Source organism: Streptomyces sp. NBC_00258 (assembly GCF_036182465.1).
Lineage (GTDB): Bacteria > Actinomycetota > Actinomycetes > Streptomycetales > Streptomycetaceae > Streptomyces.
Window position 1 is genome coordinate 3,453,105 of the sequence record NZ_CP108081.1, and the last position, 18,295, is coordinate 3,471,399.

Consider the following 18,295-nt stretch of genomic DNA (forward strand, 5'->3'; position numbering starts at 1 on the left):
CCGCATAGCGATTTCGAGCCGCAGCCGTACTCGAGACAAGGACGTCAAATGTCGGCACTGAGCAACAGCAACTGGGACCGTCGATCCGTACTGCGAGCCGCGGCGGGACTCGCCGCACTGGGTCCGCTGGCCGCCTGTGGAGGCAACACCGGCCGTGAGGGCGGCGGCAGTTCGGGCAAGGGCCTGGTGCAGTACTTCCACGCGTACGGGGAGGCCGGGACGCAGGAGGCCATCAAGAGGTACGCGAAGGCCTACGACGAGGCCCGCGTGACCACCCAGTGGATCACGGGCAACAACTTCGAGAGCAAGCTGTTCTCGGCGCTGCTCACCGACAACGCGCCCGACGTCTTCGAGTTCCACCCGCAGCTTCAGATGATCAAGAGCGGCCAGGTGGCGCCGCTGGACGACATCATCGCCCCGGTCAAGGACGACTTCAATCCGGCCGACATCAAGTCCCACACGGTCGACGGCAAGGTCTACGGCGTCCGGATGATCGACGACCCGCAGTTCTTCTACTACCGCAAGTCGATGCTGGAGAAGGCGGGTGTGGGGGTGCCCCAGACCCTCGAAGAGCTCGCCGAGGCCGCCGACAAGCTCACCACCGACAAGGTCAAGGGCCTGTTCCTCGGCAACAACATGGTGTCGACGAACTACGCCCTGGTCTGGGCGGCCGGCGCCGACCAGCTCAACGCCAAGAACGAGATCGCGTACCACACCGACGACGTGGCGGCGGCGCTGAAGGTGTACCGCAAGATGTTCACCAGCGGCCACCTGCTCCTTGACGCCCCCGCCGACTACTGGGACCCGTCCGCGCTGGTCCAGGGTCTGACCGCCATCCAGTGGTGCGGCATGTGGGCGATGCCCGTGATGCAGAAGGCCCTCGGCGACGACCTCGGCATATTCCCCTTCCCCTCGGCCGCCTCCGGCGCCAAGCCCGCGGTCTACAACGGCGGCTGGTCCATGTTCGTCAACGCCAAGGGCAAGAACGTCGACCTGGCCAAGGAGTACGTGAAGTGGCTCTGGATCGACCAGAAGAAGTACCAGGAGGACTGGGCGCTCAGCTACGGCTTCCACATCCCGCCGCGCACCTCGATCGCCGAGTCCGCCACCAAGCTCAAGTCGGGCCTGCCCGCTGAGGGCGTCAAGCTCTTCACCGACTACGGGCGCTTCGACAACATCTCCTGGACCCAGGCGATGATCACCGCGCTCGAAGAAGTGATCGCCAACTCCGTCCGCAAGGGCATGGACCCGGAGAAGGCCCTGGACGCCGCGGACAAGAAGGTCAATCTCGAACTCAAGAAGCTCTTCGGATAGGCCGACGGACAACAGGTAACGACATGGCGACCACCACGACTCGTGACGCCACGCGCCCCGCCCCGGCCAAGGTCTCCAAGACCAGGCCGCGGCGGGGCATGGGTGGCAGCACGTTCAACTTCTGGCTCTTCACCGGCCCGTTCCTCATAGGCCTGGTGATCTTCGTCTACATCCCCATCGGATGGAGCGCCTGGCTCAGCTTCTTCGAGGCGCGCTACACGGTCACGCCCGACAAGTTCGTCGGCTTCGACAACTACAAGTTGATGCTGACGAACGGCGACTTCACCAAGTCGCTCGTCACCTTCACCGTCTTCGCCGCGATCATCGTGCCGGTCACCTGGGCGCTGTCGCTCGGTCTGGCACTGATGGTGCACCGGCTGCGCTTCATGAAGGCGTTCTTCCGGTCCGTCTTCTTCCTGCCGACGGCGTGCAGCTTCGTCGCCGCCTCGCTGATCTGGAAGATGTCGATCTTCAGCGGCGTCCGCTTCGGCATGATGAACACCGTCCTCGGCTGGTTCGGGGTCGAGAACATCGCCTGGCTGGCCAACCCGAACCCGCCCTGGTACTGGCTGGTCATCGTGACCGTCCGACTGTGGCTCCAGGCCGGGTTCTACATGATCCTGTTCCTGGCGGCCCTGCAGAACATCCCGCCGGAGCTGTACGAGGCCGCCGCGATCGACGGCGCCAAGCCGGGCTGGCAGACCTTCCGGTACATCACGCTGCCCCAGCTGAGGGCCACCTCGACGGCGGTGATCCTGCTGCTGCTCGTGGCCGCGTACCAGGCGTTCGACGAGTTCTTCAACCTGCTGTCGAAGACGACCTGGGGCCGCCCGCCCCTCGTCGAGCTGTACTACACGGCCCTCGGCGACGACCAGGACTACGGCGCGGGCAGCGCGGGCGCGGTCATCCTGACCCTGCTGATCTGCATGGTGACCATGCTCCAGGGCCGGTTCCTGGGCTTCGGAAGGGGGGACGGCTCCAAGTGACGACCGTCATCGAAACCCGCAAGGCCGATCCCGAGCCCCCGAAGCGGCGCGAGCGCAGGCGCGACCGGCGTGGCGTGCTCGGCTCCGCCGGTCTCTACATCGCCACCGGCATCTGCGCCCTGCTCTTCCTCATCCCGTTCTACCTGATCGTCCGCAACGCCCTGTCCACGGACGCCGAGATCACCGGCGAGAACTGGAAGTGGTTCCCGACCGACATCCAGTGGGGCAACGTCACCGAGCTGTTCGACGATCCGACGGTCCCGTTCGCCCAGTCCCTGTGGAACTCGGCGATCGTCGGTGTCCTGCACACCGTCGGCACCCTGCTGGTCTGCTCGCTCGCGGGCTACGGCCTCGCCCGCATCCCGTACAAGTACGCCGACAAGATCTTCTACGCGGTCCTGGTGACCCTGATGGTCCCGGCCGCCGTCACCTTCGTACCGAGCTTCGTGCTGGTCTCGTCGCTCGGCTGGGTGTCGAGTATGCAAGGTCTCATCGTTCCGGGGCTGTTCAGTGGTTTCACCTGCTTCCTGTTCCGGCAGTACTTCCTGGGGTTCCCCAAAGAACTGGAGGAGGCGGCGCGCGTGGACGGGCTCGGGTACTGGGGTGCGTACTGGCGCATCGTCGTGCCCAACTCGCTGAACTTCTTCGCCGCGATCGCGACGATCACCTTCATCAGCGGCTGGAACGCCTTCCTGTGGCCGCTGGTCATAGGCCAGGACCAGGAGGCGTGGACCGTACAGGTCGCGCTCTCCTCGTACATGACCAACCAGACCGTCAACTTCCACCTGATCTTCATGGCCACCGCCATCTCGATCCTGCCCCTGGTGCTCGTGTTCCTGTTCCTCCAGCGCTGGCTGGTGCAGGGGGTCGCGCAGACGGGTATCAAGGGCTGACCTAGGAGACCGATGTCCTTGCGCACCACCCATTCCGTCGACGTCGACTACGTCGAGGACGTCTCGCCCGGGAGCGGCGCGCTGCCGCCCCGGGCGTGGTACGCCTCCTCGGACGCCGATTCCCTTTCCCTGAACGGCAGTTGGCGATTCCGGCTCTCGGAGACGGCTGATGCCGAGGACGAATCGTTCGCCGCCGAGGGATTCGACGCCGGGGACTGGCCCGAGGTGCGGGTCCCCGGGCACTGGGTCCTCCAGGGTGACGGGGGCTTCGGGGCACCGATCTACACCAACCATCTCTATCCGTTCCCGGTGGATCCGCCGCGGGTGCCGACGGAGAACCCGACCGGCGACCATCTGCGGGTCTTCGACCTGCCGGACGACTGGCCGGCGGACGGTGGGGCCGTACTCCGTTTCGACGGGGTGGAGTCGTGTGCCCGGGTGTGGCTGAACGGGACGGACATCGGTGAGTTCAAGGGGTCCCGGCTGGCGCACGAGTTCGCGGTCGGGCACCTCCTGAAGGAGTCGGGGAACGTGCTCGCCGTCCGCGTCCACCAGTGGTCGGCGGGCTCGTACCTGGAGGACCAGGACCAGTGGTGGCTGCCCGGCATCTTCCGGGACGTCACGCTGCTGCACCGGCCGGCGGGCAGCGCGCTCGACTTCTTCGTGCACGCCTCGTACGACCATCTCGAAGGCACCGGGACCCTGCGCGTCGACTCCGATGTCGACGGGCGGGTCTCGGTGCCCGAACTCGACATCGATGTCGCTACCGGTGAGTCCGTGACCGTGCCGGTCCGGCCGTGGACCGCCGAGAAACCCCGGCTGTACGACGGGACGCTGGTCACCGAGGGCGAGCGGGTGCCGCTCAGGATCGGTTTCCGTACGGTCGTGCTGGCGGACGGCCTGATCAAGGTGAACGGCACGGCGGTCCTGTTCAAGGGCGTCAACCGGCACGAGTGGCATCCGGAGACGGGCCGCGCCCTCGATCCGGAGACCATGCGCGAGGACGTGCTGCTGATGAAGCGGCACAACATCAACGCCGTGCGCACCTCCCACTATCCGCCGCACCCGGCCTTCCTCGACCTGTGCGACGAGTACGGGCTGTGGGTCATCGACGAGTGCGACCTGGAGACCCACGGCTTCACCGAACAGGCCTGGCGGGACAACCCGGTGGACGACGACCGCTGGACGCCGGCCCTCCTGGACCGGGCGTCCCGCATGGTCGAGCGCGACAAGAACCACCCGTCGATCGTCATCTGGTCGCTCGGCAACGAGGCGGGCACCGGGCGCGGGCTGACCGCGATGGCCGAGTGGATCCGTGGCCGGGACCGCTCACGGCTCATCCACTACGAGGGCGACTGGAACTGCCGTGACACGGACATGTACTCGCGGATGTACGCGGACCACGCCGAGGTCGAACGGATCGGCAGGGGCCTGGACGGCGGCCCGCTGAAGCGGCGCCAACTGCCCTTCATCCAGTGCGAGTACGGGCACGCGATGGGCAACGGACCGGGCGGGCTCGCCGACTACCAGCGGATCTTCGAGGCGCACGACCGGATCCAGGGCGGCTTCATCTGGGAGTGGATCGACCACGGCATCAAGGACGAGCGGTACGGCTTCGCGTACGGCGGTGACTTCGGCGAGGAGCTGCACGACGGGAACTTCGTCTGCGACGGGCTGCTCTTCCCGGACCGCAGGCCCTCGCCCGGGCTCCACGAGTACAAGAAGGTCATCGAGCCGGTCCGGATCGAGGGCGACGGCGCGAACGGCACGGTACGGGTGACGAACGCGTACGACTTCTCCGACCTCTCGCACCTGGAGTTCGAGTTCTCGTACCAGGTGGACGGATTCCCCACGGGTGCGCACACGCTCACCGTGCCGTCGCTCGCGCCAAGGGAGTCGGCCGAGGTCAAGCTGCCCACGGCCGCGCCCGACGGTCAGGGCGACGAGGTCGAGTGGACGGTCCGCGCGCTGCTCGCCGAGGACACCTCTTGGGCGGGCCGCTGCCACGAGGTGGCATGGGCGCAGCAGACCGTCACGCCGCGCGGGCCCCGTCCGGCGGCCACCGGTGCGCGGCCCGCCGCCGGCGGCGACCGGATCACCCTCGGCCCGGCCTCCTTCGACGCCCGCACCGGGGTGCTGCGGACCATCGGCACGACGGAGGTCACCGGTCTGCGCCTGGACGTGTGGCGCGCCACCACCGACAACGACGACGGCGCGTCCTGGCAGGACGACGTCCGCCCCGGCGTGGTGTGGCGCGAGCTGGGCCTGCACCGTATGCAACACCGGTTGGACGCCGTGGAGTTGGCCGATGACGCGCTGACCGTACGGACCCGGGTGGCACCGGCCGCCCGGGAGGTGGCCCTGCGCACCGTGTACCGGTGGACGTCCGACGGGACACGACTGCGCCTGACCGTCTCGGTCTCTCCCGAGGGTGACTGGACGGTGCCGCTGCCCAGGCTCGGCATCCGGCTGGGTCTGCCGGCGTCGTTCGGGGAGAACGTGACGTGGTTCGGCAGTGGTGGCGAGGCGTACCCGGACACCAGGGCCGCGGCGAAGACGCTCCTGTGGGACACGACCGTCGAGGACCTGCAGACACCGTACGTGCGCCCGCAGGAGAACGGCGCCCGAGCCGACGTCCGCTGGGCCGAGGTCGGATACCTGCGGATCGAGGGCGACCCGGAGTTCTGGTTCACCGCACGGCGGTGGACGACCGAGCAGCTGGACGCGGCCCGGCATCTGACCGACCTCACTCCGGGCGACACGGTGTGGGTCAACCTCGACCACGGTCAGCAGGGCATCGGCTCGCAGTCGTGCGGTCCCGGCGTGCTGCCGCAGTACCGGCTGCGGGTTCAACCGGCTGAATTCTCCTTTGTGTTCTCGACGGTCGACGACTGACACTGTTACCGGTCACATGGCCGTCCGGCTCCCCAGTCGGACGGCCGTGTTCGTGTGTCCCCCGCTCCCCCGGAGGTTCCCCGCGTGATCGGTTCCATCGAGGTCCGTGGCCTGTCCCGGACCTTCCACACCACCGTGCGCCGCCCCGGTTTCATGGGCGCCGTCAGGTCTCTCGTCAATCCGGAGCGGGTCGCCAAGGACGCCGTCTCCGACATCACCTTCGACGTCGCCCCCGGCGAACTCCTCGCCCTGCTCGGGCCGAACGGCGCGGGCAAGTCCACCACCATCAAGATGCTCACCGGCATCCTCACCCCCACGTCCGGCGAGGCCCGGGTCGCGGGCGTGGTCCCGTACCAGGAGCGCGAGCGCAACGCGCGCAACATCGGGGCCGTGTTCGGACAGCGCACCCAGCTGTGGTGGGACCTGCCGGTGCGGGAGTCCTTCGCGATCCTGCGCGACATCTACGACGTCCCCGAGGCCGAACACCGCACGAGACTGCGGGAGTTCGACGAACTGCTCGACCTGTCCTCCTTCTGGGACACCCGCGTACGGCATCTCTCGCTCGGCCAGCGCGTGCGCTCCGACCTGGCCGCGGCGCTGCTGCACGATCCACGGGTGGTGTTCCTCGACGAACCCACCATCGGCATGGACGTGGTGGTCAAGGAACAGGTCCGCGAGTTCCTCCGGTACCAGGTGGAGGAGCGCGGGCGGACGGTGCTGCTCACCACGCACGACATGACGGAGGTCGAGCGGCTCGCCGAGCGGGTCGTCCTGATCAACCACGGGCGGCTCGTCCTGGACGGCACGCTGGACGAGATCCGGCGCAAGTTCGGCTCGACCTGGCAGGTGCGGGTGACACTCGCCGACCCGCACACTCCCGTCGAGGCGCTGCCGGGGATGGTGCTGGTGCGCCATGAGGGCCCCCAGGTCGTCTTCGGACCCGACGGGCCCGCGGCCCCGGCCATGCACCAGGCGCTGAAGCAGGTCATCGAGCGGTACGAGGTGACCGACATCGCCCTGGACGAGGCCGACCTGGAGGACGTGATGCGTGCCGCGTACGTCCAGGCGGGGGGCGAGTGACCGTGACCGTCCTCCAGGGCTGGCGGGCCGCCCGCGTCACCCCGCTCGGCGAACTCCACACCCCGCCGCGGATGACCGCCGCACTGCTCCGGCTCACCGTGCAGGTGGTACTGGTCGCCTCACTGTGGCACGGCCTGTACTCGGCCACCGGCACGACGGCCGGCCTGACCGAGGACCAGGCGGTCACGTATGCCGTACTGGCCGTACTGGCAACCCGAATACGGGAGTTGGACCAGTACGCGGGCCGGGACACCGTGCTCCAGCACATGCACTTCGGCACGATCATCTACTGGTATCTGCGCCCGCTCCCGCCCCAGCGCTACTACGCGCTGCGGGCCCTCGGCGAGCAGCTGTACGGGCTGGTGTGGGTGCTCGCCGGATACGTGATCTGTCTGGCCGTCGGAGTCGTGGAGCCGCCCAAGTCGGCTGCCGTGGCAGGGGTGTTCGCGGTCAGCGCGTTCCTGGGGCAGTGGGTCCTCTACTACGTGATGCTCGCCATCGACCAGCTCTGCTTCTGGACGCTCCGCAACGGCGCCGCGATGCTGATCCTGATCTTCGCGCAGAACCTGCTGTCCGGGGTGTACGCGCCGCTGTGGTTCTTCCCGGACTGGTTCATCACCATGAGCGGCTTCCTGCCGTTCCAGGCGACGCTGAGCGTGCCGCTGTCGCTGTACGTCGGCCGCATCGAACTGTCCGACGCGGGCCCGCAGTTGGCCGTACAGGCCGCCTGGGTGGTGGCCCTCGCCCTGCTCACCCGGCTGCTGTGGCGGCGGGCCGCCCGGCGCGTGATCTCGCAGGGAGGCTGACATGTCGACCAAGGCTCTCCGCGTCGTCTGGCGCATCACCCGGCTCAACTTCCGTGCCCAGCTGGAGTATCGCTCCGAGTTCCTGATGATGATCGCGATCGGTGCGGTCTGGCAGGTGTCGGTGATCGTATTCGCGACCGTGCTGCTCACCCGGTTCAGCGGGATGGGCGGCTGGGACAGCTCGGACGTCCTGCTGATCCCGGCGACACGGATGCTGGCGCACGGACTGTTCGTGCTGTTCCTGGGGCGGGTGCACGGTCTGGCCCGGCACATCCAGGAAGGGGTGATCGACACGTATCTGGTCCGCCCGATGCCCGTCTACCGCCAGCTCCAGCTCTCCTACTTCCCCACGAACGCGATCGGTGACCTGACCGTGGCGGCGGGGCTGATGGCGGGCGCCCTGAGCCGCAGCGACCTGGACTGGACGGCGGGCCGGATCTCGTATCTGATCCTCTGCGTCCTCGGCGGGATGCTCCTGGAGGCGGCCATGTTCACGGCGGTCGCCTGCGCCTCGCTGCGCTTCCCGGCCGCCGACTACTGGGGGCGCTGGCTGGAGGAGCTCCTCGGCACGTTCGGCAGCTATCCGCTGAACGTGCTGCCCAAGGCGGTGGGCGGCTTCCTCACGTTCGGCCTGCCGCTGGCGTTCGTCGCGTACTTCCCGGCCGCGGTACTGACCGGGCACGACACCGCTGTCCCGTACTGGCTGGCGGCGGTGTCGCCGCTGCTCGGGGCCGCGGCCTATCTGGGGTCGCGGCTGCTGTGGAGGTGGAGTCTTCGGCACTACACGGGGGTCAACGGATGACGACGACGGCCCGGGCGCCGATTGGCCGCCGGCCGTGAACGAGCCCCTGGTCCCACCGCGTGGGGGCGGGACCAGGGGCTCGACGGCTCGGCGGCTCGATGGCTCGGCGGGGAACCGCTAGGGGCAGCTGATGCGGGTGTCCCCCGAGTCCGTCGTGCAGGTGTCCGTGCCGGGGCCTCCGTTGGCCGTGTCGTTGCCGGACACGTTGTCCACGGTGTTGAGGCGGTCGTTGCCGTAGTTGCCGATCAGGTTGTCGTTGCCCGGGCCGCCGTTCAGGGTGTCGTCGCTGAAGCCGCCGTCGAGACGGTCGTTCCCGTGTCCGCCGTACACGGTGTCGTTGCCGTAGCTCGCGCTCACGGTGTCGTCGCCGCCGAGGGCGCAGATCACGTCGTTGCCGCTGGTGCCGTTCAGGGTGTCGTTGCCGCTGGTGCCGATGCATGTGCAGCCGCGGGTGTTGTTGACCGTGGTGGTCGCCGTGGCGCTGTTGTTGCCGGGGGTCGGGTCGGTCTGGGTGGCCCCGGCGGTGGCCCGGTCGGAGAGGGTGCCGGTGGCTCTCGGCTCGGTGACGACGATCACCGTGGCGACCGCTCCGGGGGCGAGGGTGCCGAGGGCGCAGGCCGCGCCGGTGGTACTGGTCGTGCAGGTGCCCTGGCCCGGCGTCGCCGAGACCACCGAGGCGGCGGGCCCGGTGAGTGTGTCGGTGAGGGTGACGCTCGTGGCGGCGGTCGAGGTGCTGTTGTTGGTGACCGTCACGGTGTACGTGGCCCGGTCGCCGATGGTGACCGTGGCGGGGCCGGTCTTGGTGACCGACACGTCCGCGCCCGCGGGCGGCGGGCTGCCCGGGCCGCCCAGGAAGCGGACCAGGGCGCGCTCGTCGCCGCTGCTGCCGAACGCGACGATCTTCCCGTCGGGCTGTACGGCGACGGCGTGCGCCTCGTCGAAGAAGCCGAGGAAGTCGGCGGACGCCCTGCCGCCGGCGCCGAAGCCGGTGTCCAGGCTGCCGTTCGCCTGGTGGCGGACCACCGCGAGGTCGGCGTTGCTGAGGCCGCCGGTGACGATACGGCCGTCGGGCTGGAGGGCGAGGTCGAAGGCGCGGTCCACGGTGCCGTCGAAGTCGGTGGTGACCCGGCCGCCTGTGCCGAAGCCCGTGTCGAGGCTCCCGTTGGCGGTGTAGCGGGTCAGCGCGAGGTCGTAGTTGCTGAATCCGGCCGCGACGATACGGCCGTCGGACTGCACCGCGACCGCGCGCGCCGAGTCGTCCCCGTTGAGCGGAGTGGTGACCCGGCCGTCGGCCCCGAAGGTCGTGTCGAGACTGCCGTCGGTGGTGTAGCGGACGAGCGCGAAGTCGATGGCGGGGCTTCCCGCGTTGCCCGCGACGACGATCCGGCCGTCCGGCTGCAGCGCCATGTCGTGTCCGTACGCGCCCCCGGCGAAGGGGGTGAGCACCCGGCCGCCGTCGCCGAAGCCGGTGTCGAGGCTGCCGTTCGCGAGGTAGCGGACGACGGCGAAGTCGCCGCCGCTCTGGCCCGCGGCGACGATCTTCCCGTCGGGCTGGACCACGACGGCCTGGGCGTCCGAGGCGCCGTTGTCACCGAAGTCGGCCCGGACCCAGCCGTTCCCGCTGAAGCTCGTGTCCAGGCTGCCGTTCGCGAGGTAGCGGGCGACCGTGAACCAGCAGCAGCCCCCGTCCGGCACGCCGGTCCGGCCGACCACGACGATCTTCCCGTCGGGCTGGAGAGCGACGGCCTGCGCCAGGTCCTCTCCCTCGCCGAAGTCGGTGATCACCTCACCCTCGTCGCCGAACGCGGTGTCGAGGCGGCCGTCGGCGTGGTGGCGCATCACGGAGAAGTCGGGCGTCAGCCACCCGGCGTCCATGTTGGTTCCGACGCTGACGATCTTCCCGTCGGGCTGGAGGACGACGTCCTGGCCCTCCGCGTAGTAGCCCCGGTCGATGTGGACCTTGCCGCCGTTGCCGAAGGCGGGATCCAGATCACCGGGTGCGGCGAGGGCACCGCTCGGCAGGGCCACCACCAGCGCCAGCGCCGCGGCGAGCGCGAGGGCGGCCCGCCCCGTGAGCGAGCGGCGACGGTTCACGGGTCGGACAATATGCATGGACATGCGCCCACTGTCCGGACACCCGTACGACTCCCCCGTACGGCTGGCCAGGGCTGAGCCCTCTGGCCCCCGGATATCCACCCGCCGGAGTGACACCTGGGCCGGCTCGGACCGCGCGATCGGGCCGGCGTGCCGGACAGCCCCTTCACATCGGCCTCTTGCCGCCGAAGCCCTACCGGGCCCCGTTCTCGTATGGCCACCGCCAGGGCATCACGTGGGCGGTCGTGGGTCAGCGGTCGCGTTCAGGCCGTCGAGGAGCAGGTCGAGGCCGGTGGTGAACTGGTCACGGTCGTCGTGGTCGCGCAGGTCCGCGGTGGTGCGTGTCAGGAAGGGGTAGTCGGCGGGGTCGAGTTTTCCCCAGTCTTCGGCGGTCCGGGCGAGGAAGTCGTCGCGGCCGGTGGCCGCGTCGATGGTGGCGCGTGGGGCGACGATCTGGGCGCTGACACCGGTGATGTAGTAGGAGATCGCGGTGGAGACCGCGAAATGCCGTTCGGCGGGCAGCCCGGTTCGTGCGACAAGGGTGCCGATGCGGTCGAGCAGGTGCAGTGCGTTCGCCAGCGTGGGCGGCGCGTTGACGTGGGACGCTGCCCACGGGTGCCGGTCGAGGGCATCGAAGACGGCGACGGCGAGCGCGCGCAGTCCGGAGCCGGCGCCTTCCTCGGGGCGCAGGTCCGCGGCGAAGGCGTCGCCGAGCACCTGATCGGCGGCCAGGGCGACGAGTTCGTCCTTGTTCGCCACATGCCAGTACAGCGCGCCCAGTCCGGTGTTCAGCTCTTTGGCCAGCAGCCGGAAGGTGAGTCCCCGCTCGCCGAGCTCGTCCAGCAGCCCGACGGCCGCACCGACGATGACCTCTCGCGAAAGGGCATCGGCACGCCATTTCCCATCGGGTGCTCTTCCTCGTGTCCGTGGCATGACCGCATTTTGACACACCATGGATCCGTGTTCCATATTGCTTATGGAACACGGATCCATTTAGGTGTCCGGGCAGGTGCCCGGCGCTCCGCCCGCAGGGGAACGAGGAAGCCATGAACACCCGCCACCACTCGATTGCCATCGTCGGCGCCGGCCTCGGCGGACTGACCCTCGCCCGGGTCCTGCACGTCCACGGCATCCCCGCAACGGTCTACGAGGCCGATCCCTCGGAGAAGTCCCGCACGCAGGGGGGCCAGCTCGACATCCATGAGGACGACGGGCAGCGTGCGCTCGCCGACGCCGGCCTCACCGACGAGTTCCGCGCGATCATCCACGAAGGCGCCGAGGCGGCGCGCGTGCTCGACCGGCACGGCAAGCTGCTGCACGACGAGCCCGACGACGGCGCGGCGCGGCGTCCCGAAGTGCTCCGCGGAGACCTGCGCCGGATCCTGCTCGACTCCCTGCCCGACCGGACGGTCCAGTGGGGCCGCAAGGTCGCCGGTGTCCGCTCCCTCGGTGACGGACGGCACGAGCTGACCTTCGCCGACGGCTCCACCGTGACCAGCGGCCTTGTGGTCGGTGCCGACGGCGCCTGGTCGAAGGTCCGTCCACTGCTCTCCGACGCCAGGCCCGAGTACATCGGCACGACGTTCATCGAGACCTACCTGTACGACGTCGACGAGCGGCACTCCGCGACGGCGAAAACGGTCGGTGTCGGCGCGATGTACGCGCTGACCCCGGGCAAGGGGATCATCGCGCACCGCGAGGCGGGAGACATCCTGCACACCTACGTCGAGCTGAACCGCCCGGCCGAGTGGATCGCCGGCATCGACTTCACCGACGCCGCCGCAGCGACCGCTCGGATCGCGGCCGAGTTCGACGGGTGGGCCCCGGAACTCACCGCGCTGATCACCGACGGCGAGACCGCTCCGGTCGCGCGCATGCTTCACACCCTTCCGGACGGGCACCGATGGGACCGCGTGCCCGGGGTGACGCTCCTCGGGGATGCCGCGCACCTGATGCCGCCGTCCGGCGACGGCGCGAACCTGGCCATGTTCGACGGCGCCGAACTCGCCAGGGCCATAGCCGCGCACCCGGACGACGTCGAAGCGGCTCTCGCCGCCTACGAAGAGGCGCTGTTCCCCCGCAGTGAAGCCTTCTACGCCGACGCCCACGAGACTCTGGACCTCTGCCTCGGAGAGCGTGCACCGTACGGACTCATCGACCTCTTCAGGGGCTGACACCCAGAGTCGGCACGGGGGACGCGAGCAGTCCTGGGCCACTCCTGAGCCACAGCGCCGACTGGCCTTGTGCCATTGCGAGTTGCACTCTCGGGCACGCCGGAACCCGTGGGCCCGCCCGGGTCACCGTTCCACTCACCGCCTTTCCAGGCGCAGCTCGCGGGCCGTTCTGCCGCACTGGGACTTGAGGGCGCGGGACAGGTGGCGTGGGTCGTGGAGGCCCCAGCGGGCGGCGACGGCGGCCGTCGTGCGGCCGTCGTGGGCGGGGTCGAGGAGGTCGCGGCGGATGCGGGCGAGGCGTTCGCCGCGGAGCCAGGCCGCGAAGGGGGCGCCGGCGCGGTGGAAGAGGCGGTGCAGCTGGCGGGCCGAGATGCCGTGGGCCGCCGCGACCGAGTCGACGCACAGGGACGGGTCGGAGATGTTCGCCAGCGCGTAGACGCGGATGCGGTCGACCAGTTCGGTGGCCGTGTCCGTCCGGCCCGGCTCGGTCTCCGTGAAGGCCGCGAGGAGGAGGGACACCAGGGCGTCCCCCGCGTGGGTCTGGGCCGGTCCCGCCAGTTCGTCGAGATGGCGGCCGAGCCCCTGGAGGAACATGGCGAGCACCGCCTGCGCACCGGTGTCGGCCGGCAGACGACGGGCCGCCCGGGCGGCCACCGAGTCGGCGTGCCGCCCCAGTTCGGTGCGCGAGATGCCGACGGCCATGACGTCACAGCCGTCGGCGACGGCTAATCGGTACGGGCGCGTCATGTCGAAGACCACGAAGTCGCCGCTGTGTGCCCGGGATTGATTGCCGCCCTGATCCGCCGCGGCGGGCTCGGGCGATCCGTGCAGCGTGATCTTCAGCAACTCGGGATCGGTGGACGAGATCGCCCGCGCCGACCGCTGGACCAGATGTCCGGAACCCCGGATTCGCGCCACCGCCGCGCGCCCGACCGCCGCCGCGTCGATGTCGGCCCGGAACTCGCCCGCTCCAACTCCCGTACCTGCCCCCGCTCTTGGGGCAGTCACCGCGAGTGGCGCGAGGACCGTGGACGCGGCCGTCTGTAACTCGCCCACAGTGGCCTGGTGTACGTGCAAGGCGCCACCGCTCATGGAACCGCTCCCTGACTTGCCCGGGTATTTATCGGTATATCGATTGACCCACTTGAGAGTTACCCGGTTTCTGGGCGCGAATCGGAGACGGGCCGGGCGGGAACTGGAGACCCGCCGCGCCGCCGCCTCCGTACCTTCTTTCTGGGGGAGCGACGTCGGCTGGGACCCTCACCACAGTTCCAGCCGGCTGCTCCGTCACCGGCGTCACCGGCCCGGTACCCGGACCTCCGCCCACACCACCTTGTAAGCCCGTCCAGGCAAGGTCCGTCGTGTCGAACCGGTCAGTGGTCCGCGCAGCACGGCGTGGGGTCCGGGACCTCGAACGGGACCAGCACCCCTCCCACCGCAGGCATCAGGGTCAGGACCAGGTCGCCTTCCTGCCACTGCGGTCGGACATGATCCCGCGTCACCACCCTTTGGTCCGGCGGGGGTTCACCCGGCGACCCCAGCACGGTGACGCGGTCGATCGCGGAACCGGACAGCAGCTCCGCGACCGTCACCGTGCCGGTCAGGGCGGCCGCCCCCGGGTAGACGACGGCCCGGCCCACTTCATCGGGTGCGCCGGTCGTCACCTCGTAGCCCTTCGCGGTGAGGCCGCGGGCGGCCTCGGGGGACGCCGTCGCGAACGACAGCACCACCCTCGGCCGTTCCCCGCGCACCAGGTGGGTGCAGCCGAACGCGCCTTCGTGGAGGGCGAGTTCGGCTGCCAGCTCCAGCAGCAGGTGGTCGGCCGCACGCAGGTCGCGTATGTCGGTGTCGACCGTGATGACGTGCTGGTTCACGCGGGCAGGACCCACACGGGGTTCGAGTAGAACCACAGGTCGTTCCACGGGTCTGCGTCGCCGACGACGTCGATCGCCGGGCCCGCGGGGTCTACCGCCGCACCCCGCGAGCCGACGGCGGACCGCTTGCCGTCGGAGCCGCGCAGGCGGACGTACAGCGGGCGGTCGACGCGGCCGAGGGAGTACGTGATCCGGGCCGTGCCCGTGGACTTGTTGACCTCGTACGACTTGACGACCTTGGCGGTCGGCGCGGTGAAGGTGTCCTTGTCCGCGACCGGTCCTGTGACGTCACCCTGGATGACGTCCACACGGGCCAACTTCGGCACGAAACCAGCCCAGTTGGGGCCGTCGGCGAGGGCGATGTCCACGGTGAGCGTGACGTTCGTGCCCTTCTTGACGTGCAGTGCGCCGCCGAGGGTGGCCCAGCGGCTGCCGCCGGAGAGGCGGACGTCGAGGCCGCTGAGGAGCTGGCCGTGGTCGACCCAGACGCGGCCGGCCCGGATGCCGTCCATGACGGCGGCGTACGAGAAGCCGTCGGAGCCGACGTGGGTGCGGCTGTACTGGCCGGGCCAGTAGTCGCCCTGGGTGATGTCGATCTTGCCGGCGTAGACGGGGTCGTCGTAGCGGCCGTTGGCGTTGAAGTCGCCGCCGCCTCGCGCGGCGGTGTCCGCGTAGACCTGGTGCGAGTCGGAGTTGGCGCTGATCCACCAGGCCTTGCCCTCGGCGAGCAGGCTGTCCCACAGGCCGCCGACGGTGGCGGTCATCCAGTCGAAGCCGCCCCAGGTGCGGTAGCTCTCCGGCGGGTAGCCGGCGAAGGAGTCGACGCCGGGGTTGTTGTCGTAGATGCCCCGGGCCCGGCCCATGCCGAGGGGCGCGGGCAGACCGGCCGCCTGGTGGCCGGGCGCACCCTCGAAGCCGACGGCGATCTGGTGGCTCGCGGGCGTCGCGTCGCGCCAGGCGCGGATCTCGTGCGGGGAGTCGACACCGCGGCGCGCCGGGTGGTTGGCGAGCATCAGCGCGTCCTTCACCTTGCGCCGCTTCACCTGGTCGCCGAGGAAGGCGAGACCCGCGATGGCGAGCGCCTCGTTGGCGGGCGAGGAGCCGGAGGCGTTCTTGACGCTGCCGTCGTAGTCGGTCTCGAACTGCTTGAGGACGGAGACCTCGTTCCTGCCGGGGTGCACGAAGACCGTGCCGTGCTCGGCGCCCGGGATGTTCCACTCCAGACCCTGGAAGACGAGGGTGTCCTCATAGGCGTCACGGGCCGCCTTGATGTCCGGGTTGACCTTGTCCACACCGATCTTGGCGTGCGCGACGCTGCCGTGGTCGGTGATGACCAGCCAGTCCATGCCGTGCTTGGCGCCCTGGCGGACCTGGTCGACGACGCGGTACTTGCCGTCGCTGCTGTACTGCGTGTGGATGTGGTGGTCGCCCGCCAGCCAGAGGAAGCCCTTCTTTCTCCGGCCTCCGGACGCCGGCTGGGCGGCGGCCGCCGTCCCGCTCGTCGCGCCGCCGAGGACTCCGGCGGTCGCCAGGCCCGCGCCGAGCAGGCCCGCGCGGCGCAGCATGGAGCGGCGCGACCGCTGGTCGGGCGTCAGGGCCTCGTCGGGTACGGAGGTGTCGAAGGCTGCGGGCAGCGCCGTACCGCCCTCATGACCGTGGTCGTGGTCGTGATGGTGGTGGTGCCCGTGCCCGTGGCTGTGCCCCATGTCGGCCTCCTGTGTCCGGCGCCGCCGGTGCGGACGCGCGTATGGAGACTCGATGCGAAACATGAACTTTGGCCAAAGCCACGGTGATCGCCGGGCGACACCGACACGGCAGGTCACCTCGTCTCCCACTGTTCCCCCAACTGTCCTTGTCCGTCACACTGGTTGACCTTGAACCTGAACAGCGTTCAACTTTCTTCCGATCCCCGCAGTACCCCTGAACCCCGATCCGCTCCCTGTTTCCTCCGACTGGAGACGCCCCCACCATGAGAAGACTCATAGGCTCCCTGATGGCCGGCGCGCTGGCCTTCGCCGGGCTCACCGCCGTCACTTCGACGCCCGCCGCGGCCGCGGCCCCCTCCTCCGGCACCTTCAACGTCCTCACGTACAACGTCGCGGGCCTCCCGGAGGGGCTGAGCTCCGGCAGTCCGGAGAAGAACACCCCGCTGATCTCGCCGCGCCTCGGGGCGTACGACATCGTCAACGTGCAGGAGGACTTCAACTACCACGCGGCGCTGTACGCGGGCGACAACCACCCGTACCGCACGGCGACCAGCGGCGGTGTGCCCTTCGGTGACGGGCTCAACACCCTCTCGGACTACGCGTTCGACGATTTCCAGCGCGTGAGGTGGAACGACTGCACCGGCACCAACTGCCTTACGCCCAAGGGCTTTTCGCTCGCCCGGGTCCGGCTGGCCGAGGGCGTCTTCGTCGACCTCTACAACGTGCACACGAACGCGGACTCCACGGACGACGCCCTCGCCGCCCGCCGCAAGAACGTCGAGCAGCTCTCGGCCTTCATCACGGCCAACTCCTCGGGCAACGCGGTGATCGTCATGGGCGACACCAACACCCGCTACACCCGCGCGGGCGACAACATCCGCCTGCTGGCGAGCGAGAACGGTCTGACGGACGCGTGGGTCCAGCAGGTGCGCGGCGGCAACGCCCCGGCCCAGGGCAGCGACGCGATCGTCTGCCCCACCACCGTGCCGACGAACGACTGCGAGGTCGTGGACAAGGTCCTCTACCGGGGCAGCGACCTGGTGAACCTCTCCGCCACCCGCTACAACAACGACTGGGCGAAGTTCCTGGACTCGGCGGGCGGCAACCTCTCCGACCACTTCCCGCACGCCGTCGACTTCTCCTGGACGCTGCCCGCGAAGCTCCGGGCGAGCGACACGTTCGGCGGCCCGCACGGCACGGCCTTCAACGACGCGGACGACCTTCCGGCCACGCCCTCGCCTCGCACGCTGACGCTGCGCGGTGCCTCCCGCCTGGACGCGGTGTCGCTCACGCTCGACGGCGGTACGTCCCTGCCCCACGGCGGCACGGGCGGTACGGCCGCCTCGCTCACCCTCGCCGCCGGTGAGCACCTCACCTCGGTCAAGCTCACCCGGGGCCAGAAGGACGGCCGGACCCGGGTCTTCTCGGCGGCCTTCACCACCGACAGGTCCCGTACGGTGGCGGCCGGTTCGGCAACGTCCGACGCGGTGACGTACACGGCCCCGGCCGGCTGGCAGATCGTCGGCTTCACGGGCCGCTCCGGCGAGGAGATCGACAAGCTGGGTGTGGTGTACGCGCCGATCGGCTGATCCCGTCGGCGTCGGCCCGACCGACGAACGTCCGCCCGGACAGGTGCTGTACCGCCTGTCCGGGCGGCTGTGTGTGCGGGCT

General features: G+C 69.8%; 14 protein-coding genes. 9 read left to right on the forward strand and 5 right to left on the reverse strand.

Annotation, left to right across the window (positions count from 1 at the left end):
- Positions 1–48: 48 nt before the first annotated feature.
- From OG718_RS15420 to OG718_RS15450, 7 genes are all read left to right on the forward strand, one after another.
- The gene (locus OG718_RS15420; RefSeq protein ID WP_143641870.1) at positions 49–1,314 is read left to right on the forward strand and encodes an ABC transporter substrate-binding protein; all 1,266 of its coding nucleotides are present in this window, start codon (positions 49–51) and stop codon (positions 1,312–1,314) included.
- A gap of 23 nt (positions 1,315–1,337) precedes the next feature.
- A complete protein-coding gene (locus OG718_RS15425; RefSeq protein WP_143641869.1) occupies positions 1,338–2,300 on the forward strand; it encodes a carbohydrate ABC transporter permease in 963 nt (320 codons plus the stop codon).
- A gap of 74 nt (positions 2,301–2,374) precedes the next feature.
- Positions 2,375–3,193 carry a carbohydrate ABC transporter permease gene (locus tag OG718_RS15430; protein ID WP_328847765.1) on the forward strand — a complete coding sequence of 273 codons (819 nt, stop codon included), beginning with the start codon at positions 2,375–2,377 and terminating at the stop codon, positions 3,191–3,193.
- A 12-nt stretch (positions 3,194–3,205) separates the two neighbouring features.
- Positions 3,206–6,088 (forward strand): glycoside hydrolase family 2 TIM barrel-domain containing protein, encoded by a 2,883-nt coding sequence (locus OG718_RS15435; protein WP_328844398.1) that lies wholly within the window; start codon positions 3,206–3,208, stop codon positions 6,086–6,088.
- Between the two features lie 84 nt (positions 6,089–6,172).
- On the forward strand, positions 6,173–7,168 hold the full coding sequence (locus tag OG718_RS15440) for an ABC transporter ATP-binding protein (protein WP_143641866.1): 996 nt from the start codon (positions 6,173–6,175) through the stop codon (positions 7,166–7,168).
- Between the two features lie 2 nt (positions 7,169–7,170).
- Entirely contained in the window at positions 7,171–7,974 is an 804-nt protein-coding gene (locus OG718_RS15445; RefSeq protein WP_328847766.1) for an ABC-2 family transporter protein, read from the forward strand.
- A 1-nt stretch (position 7,975) separates the two neighbouring features.
- Positions 7,976–8,776 (forward strand): ABC transporter permease, encoded by an 801-nt coding sequence (locus tag OG718_RS15450; protein ID WP_143641865.1) that lies wholly within the window; start codon positions 7,976–7,978, stop codon positions 8,774–8,776.
- A gap of 117 nt (positions 8,777–8,893) precedes the next feature.
- On the opposite strand, the gene OG718_RS15455 is transcribed toward OG718_RS15450, so the two are convergent.
- Both OG718_RS15455 and OG718_RS15460 read right to left on the reverse strand, forming a co-directional pair.
- Positions 8,894–10,870, reverse strand: coding sequence for a calcium-binding protein (locus OG718_RS15455; RefSeq protein ID WP_328844399.1), 1,977 nt, complete (start codon positions 10,868–10,870; stop codon positions 8,894–8,896).
- A gap of 231 nt (positions 10,871–11,101) precedes the next feature.
- Positions 11,102–11,803 carry a TetR/AcrR family transcriptional regulator gene (locus OG718_RS15460; protein ID WP_328844400.1) on the reverse strand — a complete coding sequence of 234 codons (702 nt, stop codon included), beginning with the start codon at positions 11,801–11,803 and terminating at the stop codon, positions 11,102–11,104.
- A gap of 113 nt (positions 11,804–11,916) precedes the next feature.
- Here OG718_RS15460 and OG718_RS15465 point away from each other — a divergent pair, with 113 nt between their 5' ends.
- Entirely contained in the window at positions 11,917–13,044 is a 1,128-nt protein-coding gene (locus OG718_RS15465; protein ID WP_143641863.1) for an FAD-dependent oxidoreductase, read from the forward strand.
- A 135-nt stretch (positions 13,045–13,179) separates the two neighbouring features.
- Here OG718_RS15465 and OG718_RS15470 read toward each other — a convergent pair whose 3' ends face one another.
- The 3 genes from OG718_RS15470 to OG718_RS15480 form a co-directional block, all read right to left on the reverse strand.
- Positions 13,180–14,136, reverse strand: a complete 957-nt coding sequence (locus OG718_RS15470) for a helix-turn-helix domain-containing protein (protein WP_143641862.1) — start codon at positions 14,134–14,136, stop codon at positions 13,180–13,182.
- 281 nt (positions 14,137–14,417) lie between these two features.
- Positions 14,418–14,918, reverse strand: coding sequence for a hypothetical protein (locus OG718_RS15475; protein WP_143641861.1), 501 nt, complete (start codon positions 14,916–14,918; stop codon positions 14,418–14,420).
- Positions 14,915–16,624: a PHP domain-containing protein gene (locus OG718_RS15480; RefSeq protein ID WP_143641860.1), complete on the reverse strand. Its 1,710-nt coding sequence runs from the start codon at positions 16,622–16,624 to the stop codon at positions 14,915–14,917. Before OG718_RS15480 ends, OG718_RS15475 begins: the two co-directional genes overlap by 4 nt.
- Before the next feature lie 263 nt (positions 16,625–16,887).
- Here OG718_RS15480 and OG718_RS15485 point away from each other — a divergent pair, with 263 nt between their 5' ends.
- Positions 16,888–18,213 (forward strand): jacalin-like lectin, encoded by a 1,326-nt coding sequence (locus OG718_RS15485; RefSeq protein WP_328844401.1) that lies wholly within the window; start codon positions 16,888–16,890, stop codon positions 18,211–18,213.
- Positions 18,214–18,295: the final 82 nt, after the last annotated feature.

What these genes read in the sequence shown, in the direction of transcription:
- OG718_RS15420 (WP_143641870.1), top strand. Translation starts at nt 49, where the DNA reads ATGTCGGCACTGAGCAACAGCAACTGGGACCGTCGATCCGTACTGCGA.
- OG718_RS15425 (WP_143641869.1), top strand. Translation starts at nt 1,338, where the DNA reads ATGGCGACCACCACGACTCGTGACGCCACGCGCCCCGCCCCGGCCAAG.
- OG718_RS15435 (WP_328844398.1), top strand. Translation starts at nt 3,206, where the DNA reads ATGTCCTTGCGCACCACCCATTCCGTCGACGTCGACTACGTCGAGGAC.
- OG718_RS15450 (WP_143641865.1), top strand. Translation starts at nt 7,976, where the DNA reads ATGTCGACCAAGGCTCTCCGCGTCGTCTGGCGCATCACCCGGCTCAAC.
- OG718_RS15460 (WP_328844400.1), bottom strand. Translation starts at nt 11,803, where the DNA reads ATGCCACGGACACGAGGAAGAGCACCCGATGGGAAATGGCGTGCCGAT.
- OG718_RS15465 (WP_143641863.1), top strand. Translation starts at nt 11,917, where the DNA reads ATGAACACCCGCCACCACTCGATTGCCATCGTCGGCGCCGGCCTCGGC.
- OG718_RS15470 (WP_143641862.1), bottom strand. Translation starts at nt 14,136, where the DNA reads ATGAGCGGTGGCGCCTTGCACGTACACCAGGCCACTGTGGGCGAGTTA.
- OG718_RS15480 (WP_143641860.1), bottom strand. Translation starts at nt 16,624, where the DNA reads ATGGGGCACAGCCACGGGCACGGGCACCACCACCATCACGACCACGAC.
- OG718_RS15485 (WP_328844401.1), top strand. Translation starts at nt 16,888, where the DNA reads ATGAGAAGACTCATAGGCTCCCTGATGGCCGGCGCGCTGGCCTTCGCC.